Below are 8,533 nucleotides of genomic sequence, written 5' to 3'. Positions count from 1 at the left end.
TTTTGTGATTTTTGATACATTTTTTCTTGCCGGATGCACAGGAATTTCCAATTTTACCTCTTTTTCGGGTTCTCGAAGCCATGTCAAGACTCCTCTAAGCCTTACGTCGTAAGCTTTTCACTTCTTTTCAGCAAGCCCTAGGTATTAACCCCATTTTCCTGAATCTCATGACTCGAATCGCTCTTGACTTACCAGATTCCGTCTTCTCTGCACTACAAACTAGCCCGAGCGAGTTTGCCATTGAAATGCGAATTGCAGCAGCCGTGAAAGGGTACGAGTTGGAGGTAGTGCTGCACTCTAATGATGCTGGTCGGGTACAATCCTTGCTGTGGCAAGAATTTAAAAGCCAAAGTAGCATTACTCCTCATTACTACCCGAGTTGGAATTACTTTCGCAGGAGAAAGCTGCGGAGGTGGCAGGGTTGACTCGTGCAAAGTTTATCGAGACACTCAGTCGCTATCGTGTCAGTCCGTTTCAAACCGATCTCGAGACGCTGCGGGAAGAGTTTCAAGATTTGAGCGAGTAATGTCGATCGACAAAGTTGCGATCGACGCCTCGCCGCTGATTTCGCTGTTTAAAAGTCAGCAGGCGGACATTTTACCGCAACTTTTTTCGGAAATTGTGGTGTCAGATGCCGTGTGGGAGGAGGTGACGGAGACGAAGGACGATCGCGCGGCGGTGGAGTTACCACAGGTAGACTGGGTTTCTCGAAAGGCAACGGTGGCGGTTCCAGAGGCGATCGCATCGTTGGATTTGGGCAAGGGCGAAACGTCAGTGCTAAGCTTTGCCTTGGCGAATCGGGACTATTGGGCGGTGGTAGACGATGCGCGGGCGCGTCGGGCAGCCAGAACACTTGGTATTACAACGTAGCGAAGTCGAAGCGTTGTAATTCGGATTCCGTATCATCTATTATTTAATTTTCGTGAAATTACTCGTTTTTTTGTTGACTTATTTAAAATTTTATGATATAAAGCAGATTTTCGATCGCCCCCTCCCAAGATCGCGCCCCTGTGCGCTTTGAGATCGATCGACTCCTCTATAATGAAAGCAATAATTCTTAATAAAATAATCGTTTAACACGAACCGTTCGAGAATCCCAACCCTTAACCAGAGTCAGGCCGTGAGTTACGACGTATCCTCCAAACCCGATCGCAACCCTCCCAAAACCGACATTCCCCCCGAAAACAACTTTCAACCCATCGATCCCGAACCGCAACCGCCGCGATTGGGCGGTTGGCGATCGATCCTCATCGGTGTCGGCGTGGGAATCGTCCTCGCCACAGTGGGCGGCCAGCTTCTCTCGGGGAAATCCTCCGACGCCCCCGCCGAAGCCCAGGAAACGGAAGCCGCCCCCACCCAAACCGTCACCATCGCCCCCGTTGCCGCAGAATCCGTCGCCCGAACCCGCCCTGCCACGGGAACCGTCCAAGCTTACGATTTGCTGCCGATTTTGCCCCAAATTACCGGATTGCAAATCGTAGACGTGCGGGTGGACGAAGGCGATCGCGTCGCAGCCGGAGAAGTCCTCGCCCTCCTCGACGATTCCGTGTTGCAAGCCCAGTTAACTGGGGCGCTCTCTCAAGTCGATTCAGCCACATCTGGAGTCGATCGCGCCGTCGCTGACATTACCCAAGCCGAATCGACGCGCCGCCAAGCCGAAGCCGATCTCGCCCAGGCGAAAACTGGCGTGTTGCAAGCCAAAAGCCGGGTTCTGCAAGCCGAAGCCAACCGCGATCGCGCTAAAGCCGCCATCGCCCAAGCCGAAGCCAACCTCGAACAAGCCCAACGGGAAGTCGATCGCTACAACCGCCTCGTCGCCCAAGGTGCCATCAGCCAACAGGAAGCGGAACTGCGTCAAACAGAGGTGCGAACGGCGCGAGAGGAATACAACAAAGCGATCGAAGACTTGCAAGTCGCCGAAGCCGACGTACAAAGTGCGAAAGCCGATGTGGCCAACGCCGAAGCCAACGTGCAAAGCGCTCAAGCCAGACTCGACAGTACGATCGCTGGAATCGACGCCTCTCAAGCGGATGTCGGAAATGCCGAAGCGGGGGTGCAGAACAATCGCGCCGTCGTCCAAGAATTGCAAACTCGCATCGCCCAAACCCGCGTTCTCGCCCCGAAAGGCGGAATTATCGCCGAACGCAGCGCCCGCGTGGGAGATGTCACCAGTCCCTCGGGGCGGTTGTTTACCCTCATCGCCGACGGACAGTTAGAGTTACAGTTGACCGTCCCCGAAACGCAACTTCCCTTAATTCGTTCGGGTTCTCCCGTCACCATCACCTCAGACGCCGACTCTCGCATTAACCTACGCGGACGAGTTCGAGAAATTTTACCGACGATCGACCCCCAAAGTCGCGAAGCCACCGTCGAAGTCGACTTACCCGCCAGCGATTTACTGCGTCCGGGGATGTTCCTACAAGCGGAGATTACCACGAACACCGTCCAAGGTTTGACGATTCCCGCCCGCGCGATCGTCCCTCAACCCGACGCAAGCGCCCGCGTATTCCGCCTCAACCCCGATAACACCGTCACCGCCGTCACGGTGGAGGTGGGCGAAGTCCTCGGAAACAGCGAAAACCTCACGGAATCGCGAATCGAAATTCTCGGCGGTTTAAACGCAGGCGATCGCATCGTTGTCGCCGGTGCAGGCTACCTCAAAGACGGCGATTTGGTTCGAGTGATGGAATAATTTTTAGGGGCAGTGCCTAGTGCCTGCCTCAATAAGCTAGTCTTGTAAAGACCTTTAAAGCTGATTTTGAAACTCTTTTATGGACCTAACGCAAAAAACACTACAAGCACTTCTCTCGAACTCCCTCTGTATTGATTGCGCTCATATAGAATTGCGCCAGCAAGTTGATGAAAATCCAGTGGTTTATTCTGGATCGGGATCTATTTATCAAAAAAATGATGGATGTTTTTACTTTAAGCTGTATCATTTGTATAATTCAAACGAAAATTTTATTCGAGATCTTCAACGAATCAACAGGCAGCCTAAGCCTGGGACAATTATAAAAAAACAGGAATATTTTAAGCTGGAAGCTCGAGATATGTCTGGAAACTATTGGCATTCTGAAAATATAAGTGTTTCCACAAAAATCTCATTTGGATCTTCTATAATGGGAAAAGTAATAGATGAAAAGCTAAAATATGTTTTTCAAAAAAGAGTTTTCGATAATTCTGAATGCCAAAATCAGGAAAATCTTCTCATTTTTTGCTGGAAATGGTATTGTCAAACACAAAACAATCGATCTTTTAAGGCTGAAGCCCTTAGTTTGTGGTGTATTACTCTTACTTACTACCTCATATCCAGAAGAACCAATCAGGGTATAGTTCGTGCGATTATACCGGGAAAATATAAAATTCCTTGCAATAAAAAGACAGAACTGCCTAACCAAGGATGGAAATGGAATGTATGTAGTTTTGTTATTAATGAGACAAAAATAGAGGTTCTCCTCATTTTTTGGTGGAAATGGTATTGTCAAACACAAAACGATCGATATTTAAAGACTGAAACCCTTAATTTATGGTTCATTATTCTTGCTTATCACCTCATATCCAGAAGAACCAAAATAGAACTTACAGCAGAAGAGAACTATCTAAAATTAATCATATTTGCCCCCGAAGAGGCAATAAATAAAGAGTTTGAAGACAAAATAATAGAAGCTTTAAGTATTGTATTTGGCCGTATATGTTATCGCATTTACTCTAGTCTACAAAAAAATGGCGTAATAGACACCACGTTAAGTAGTGTGGAATCATCAACAACTAATCATCCTTTACCTTGTCCTATAAGGCACGAATCTCTACATTCTTTTGAAACGTTTATAAGAAGCTATATTTATAATTTTGAATCATCGAATGGAGATTTTTTTAATTATTGGTACAAAATCAATAGAGCATGGCAGGGAGGCTTTGAAAATGCAGCTTTGGTAGCCAGTATATCCGTAGAAGGTGTTTTAATCTCTTACTACCATGAATTTGGAATGCCCGATTCTGATATTTTAGAGCAAGCCCAAAAAGCAAAAGAAGTAATACAAAAGCATCCTGATATTAAAGAAAGAGTAAGAAGAAGACTCGAATCAAGCTTGGGAAATCTTGAAGATTTTAGTCCAAGAACAGCACTTATAGAACTTAAAAAACAAGGCAAGATCGAAAAAAAGCTAGTCGATAACTGGAATTCTTTGAGAAGCCAAGTGGCACATGGATATAAACTGGATGAAGATCTGGATAAAGTGCAAAGATATGTAAATAAATTTTATAAATGTATTGTTCTATTTTATATATTGCTGTTTTTAAAAATAAATTTCGACAAAAAATATATAAACTACTCAAAAGATGGATGGCCAGACAATCAACTGGATTTTAATCAATTCAAAAAAACTAAGGGATAGAAGATAGGATGATTTTTTTGGCTCTTCGGAGTTTAGGGTGACAGAAAAACTCACTTCACGAGATTTCAAAGGTTTTGGCTCTCTAATTTCCAATTTTTTGTATCATGTTATACATTTATAACCACAAACTCCGAAGACCCATTTTTTTGATTGTAATGATTGGAGATACCAATTAGCACAATTTCACCTTCAAGGAAGGTGAAAATTCTTGACGAGTAAATTATTAAGTACAAAAAGTAACTTCCTTCACCTGGCGATATGAGCTTTTCCACCTGGTCTGTCAAACGTCCCGTTCCGACGATCGTTCTGTTTCTCGTCCTCAGTCTCGTGGGGTTGATGTCGTTTTTCAGCCTCGGAATCGACGACACCCCCAATATCGACGTTCCTGTCGTACAGATTACCGTCACCCAACCGGGGGCGGGGCCGGCCGAACTCGAATCTCAGGTGACGCAGAAAGTCGAAGACACCGTTGCCGGATTGGGCAATATCGACGAGTTGCAATCGACCGTCAACGATGGACTTTCCATCACCACCATTACGTTCGACTTGGGAACCGATACCGATCGCGCCACCAACGACGTTCGCAACGCCGTTTCGCAAATTCGCCAGGATTTACCCCAAGACATCAACGAACCCATCGTGCAGCGGTTGGAGTTCGCGGGGGGTGCGATTATGAGTTACGCGGTGCGATCGCCCCAACGTTCGGTTGAAGAACTCAGCCAATTGGTCGATCGCGATATTAGCAGTGCATTGTTACAGGTGTCTGGCGTGGCGCAAATCGATCGCACGGGAGGGGTCGATCGTGAAGTTCGGGTGCAACTGAACCCCCAACGCCTCCAAGCCTTGGGCATCACCGCCACCCAAGTCAACGACCAAATTCGCGCCTTCAACACCAACCTCTCCGGCGGACGTTCTGAAGCTGGGGGTCAAGAAAAAAGCATCCGCACCCTGGGAAGTGCGCCCAGCGTCGAAGACTTACAACAGTATCGCATCGTTCTTCCCAGCGGCGGGTCAGTTCCCCTCTCCAGCTTGGGAGAAGTCAGCGACAGTTTCGCCGATCCGCGACAACTGGCGAAATTCACCACCCGCGACGGTGAAGAAAACGTGGTGGCGTTTTCGGTGTTGCGGAGTACCGGAACCAGCTTAGTCTCTGTCGAAGAAGGAGTGCGTCAAGAAGTCGATCGCCTCACCTCGGGCATTTTACCCGACGATATCTCCCTCGATCTCATCTTCACCCGCGCCAACGAAATTCGCGATTCCTACCAAGCCTCTGTCGATGCGTTAGTCTTTGGCTGTCTCCTCACCACCATCACCGTCGGCTTCTTCCTCCGCGACTGGCGTGCAACCCTCATTACCGGCGTGGCATTACCGCTTTCGATCGTCCCCACCTTCATGGTGATGCAACTGTTGAACTACACCCTCAACGGCATGACCTTGTTGGCGTTGGCGTTAGCCGTGGGAAACCTCGTCGATGACGCGATCTGCATGATCGAGAACATCGACACTCACCTCAAAATGGGCAAAAAGCCGTTTCAAGCCGCGTTAGACGCCGCCAACGAAATCGGTTTAGCTGTCGTCGCCACCACTGCTACCATTGTCGCCGTGTTTATGCCCGTGGCGTTTATGGGCGGGATTCCCGGTCAGTTTTTCCAACCCTTCGGCGTGACAGTTGCGGTGTCCACCATGTTCTCGACGTTGGTGGCGACGACGATGACGCCGATGTTGTCGGCGTATCTCCTCAAATCCAAAGCTTCGGCGATTTGCCAACCGGACACGATGAACCCCTCACCGAAACCGGGTCCCTATCGCCGCGTTCTCACCTGGGCGTTACGCAACCGAGTCACCACATTAATTATTGCGGTGGTGTTCTTCATCGCCAGCTTACAGTTAGTGCCGTACATTCCCAAAGGACTGTTTGTCGAAGGCGATCGGGGGATTAGTACGGTGAACGTGGAACTCCCGCCAGGGGCGACGTTGCAGGAAACGGAGACGGTGAGCGATCGCCTCACGAACGTTCTCCTAGAACACCCCGCCACGGAAAGCGTGTTTTTGAGTTTGGGGAGTGGCGGTTCGGAAAGTCGCGTCAACGAAGCCACGATTACGGCAATTTTAAAACCCAAGCGCGATCGTGAGGTCGACCAACAACAATACGAAGACCAGATTCGTCCCGGCTTCGTCGAGGTTCCCGGTGCGCGGATTAGCTTCCAGTCAGCGGGGGCTGGCGGCGGCAGTAAAGACCTCTCCATCGTCCTCAAAAGCGACAATCCCGAGGCGTTGATGCAAGCGGCGAACGACTTGGAAAGCCAAATGCGGGAGATTCCCGGTTTGGTGGAAGTCGCATCCAGTGCCAGTTTGGTGAAACCGGAGATTTTGATTAAACCGGATGTGGAACGGGCGGCAGATTTGGGGGTTTCGGTGCAATCGATCGCCCGCACTGCTAACTTAGCCACTCTCGGCGACATCGAAGCCAACTTAGCCAAGTTCGACTTACCCGATCGCCAAATTCCCATCCGCGTGCAAATTGCCGAACCTTACCGCCACGATTTGGATACTTTGCGAACGTTAGAAATTCCCACTCAATCGGGGTCGTTGGTGCCGTTGTCGTCCGTGGCGCAAATTACGTTAGGTAGCGGCCCGGCACAGATCGATCGCTTCGATCGATCGCGTCAGGTGGCGATCGAAGCCAACCTACAGGGCATTTCCCTCGGAGATGCCGTCGCCGCCGTGCAAGCCCTCCCCGCCATGAATCCCTTACCGCCTGGGGTATACCAACAGGCTTCGGGAGACGCCAAAATCATGATCGACGTATTCAGTCGGTTCTTAGGGGCGTTGGTGTTTGCGGTGTTGTGCATTTACGCCATTTTGGTGTTGTTATATAACAACTTCCTCTATCCTTTAACAATTCTGGTAGCGTTACCCCTGTCCATTGGTGGAGCGTTGTTAGGTTTATTAATCGCTCAAAAAGAACTGGGTTTGTTCGCCCTCATCGGCATCGTATTGTTAATGGGATTGGTGACAAAAAACGCCATTCTCCTCGTCGATTGTGCCTTAGCCAACGAACAACAAGGTTTACCGCAATTCAAAGCTGTAGTCGAAGCGGGGGTGTCGCGATTGCGTCCGATTTTCATGACGGCGATTTCGACGATCGCGGGGATGTTACCGATCGCTTTGGAATGGGGTGCTGGCGGCGAGGTGCGTTCCCCGATGGCGATTTCAGTCATTGGCGGATTTTCCACCTCAACGATGTTAACGCTGGTGGTGGTTCCGGTGTTGTTCACCTATATCGATAATTTCAACGGTTCGTTCCGAGAAACGCTTTCAGGTGGGTTGAAACTCTTCCGTTTACCGAAGTTGTTGAGTCGATAGTTTGTGGTTTTCTCGTTCCCAGGTTAACGCCTGGGAATGCTGTTTAAGAGAGAGCAGCTTCTTAATTTTTTCGATCTATAGCAATCCTAAATGGTTTGCGGAAACAGATCGGCTGAAAACTCCATTCCATAACGATCTATTCTGAAAACAAGCCGCAAACGAAGTCATACTGCTATATTCAAAATCAATAGTCCGGACATTTTTCCGTGCAAGCGCTGAAGCCCTTATTTCCTCGTTGGCTTAACAGTCTTGAGAGGTAGCTGAAACCCGCATTCTCTCGTTGTCAGTCAAAAACTGTCCGACGTGTTGCAAAATAATGTCGAGTTACAATTGAGGTTTCTGTGCTTGGTGGTGCAGAAAAGTTCTGAAACCCTTGCTATACAATAGTTCTAGTGAATCTATCGATTTCTGGATGGCGGTGAGAAGACGAACGTATTCAAAGGGGTTTGAGGTGCTGAAAGACACCCTCAAGGTTGACTTTACATCTCGTGCTTTTTGTCAATGCTCTGTTTTCAAAAGTTTTTTGCACCACTAAGGGTTTCTGTGTAATTCGATCCCTACTGGACTTACGCAATTAAACGTTAACCACACTAAATGTAGGGTAGGTGGGCATTGCCCACCCTACTACAAATGGAGTGAATGCGGTTGTTCTGCTCTAATTAGGGCTTGCTGAAAAGAAGTGAAAAGCTTACGACGTAAGGCTTAGAGGAGTCTTGACATGGCTTCGAGAACCCGAAAAAGAGGTAAAATTGGAAATTCCTGTGCATCCGGCA

Annotated in this window: 5 protein-coding genes; all 5 read left to right on the top strand. The window is 48.7% G+C overall.

Features of this window, described 5'->3' with window-relative positions; genetic code table 11:
• Positions 1-379: 379 nt before the first annotated feature.
• Entirely contained in the window at positions 380-526 is a 147-nt protein-coding gene (locus POG22_RS17080) for a UPF0175 family protein (RefSeq protein ID WP_498906582.1), read from the top strand.
• Positions 526-870, top strand: a complete 345-nt coding sequence (locus POG22_RS17075; protein ID WP_498906581.1) for a PIN domain-containing protein — start codon at positions 526-528, stop codon at positions 868-870. The genes POG22_RS17080 and POG22_RS17075 overlap by 1 nt, the downstream gene beginning before the upstream one ends.
• Positions 871-1,120: 250 nt before the next feature.
• On the top strand, positions 1,121-2,692 hold the full coding sequence (locus POG22_RS17070) for an efflux RND transporter periplasmic adaptor subunit (protein WP_498906580.1): 1,572 nt from the start codon (positions 1,121-1,123) through the stop codon (positions 2,690-2,692).
• 79 nt (positions 2,693-2,771) lie between these two features.
• Positions 2,772-4,394 (top strand): hypothetical protein, encoded by a 1,623-nt coding sequence (locus tag POG22_RS17065; RefSeq protein ID WP_498906579.1) that lies wholly within the window; start codon positions 2,772-2,774, stop codon positions 4,392-4,394.
• Positions 4,395-4,652: 258 nt separating this feature from the next.
• The gene (locus tag POG22_RS17060) at positions 4,653-7,760 is read left to right on the top strand and encodes an efflux RND transporter permease subunit (protein WP_498906578.1); all 3,108 of its coding nucleotides are present in this window, start codon (positions 4,653-4,655) and stop codon (positions 7,758-7,760) included.
• The last annotated feature ends 773 nt before the right edge of the window (positions 7,761-8,533 follow it).

The organism is Geitlerinema sp. CS-897, from assembly GCF_028368005.1.
Classification (GTDB): domain Bacteria; phylum Cyanobacteriota; class Cyanobacteriia; order Cyanobacteriales; family Geitlerinemataceae; genus Baaleninema; species Baaleninema simplex.
Note: the sequence above shows the minus strand (reverse complement) of the source record. Positions and strands in the feature narration are given on the sequence as shown.

What these genes read in the sequence shown, in the direction of transcription:
- POG22_RS17075 (WP_498906581.1), top strand. Translation starts at nt 526, where the DNA reads ATGTCGATCGACAAAGTTGCGATCGACGCCTCGCCGCTGATTTCGCTG.
- POG22_RS17065 (WP_498906579.1), top strand. Translation starts at nt 2,772, where the DNA reads ATGGACCTAACGCAAAAAACACTACAAGCACTTCTCTCGAACTCCCTC.
- POG22_RS17060 (WP_498906578.1), top strand. Translation starts at nt 4,653, where the DNA reads ATGAGCTTTTCCACCTGGTCTGTCAAACGTCCCGTTCCGACGATCGTT.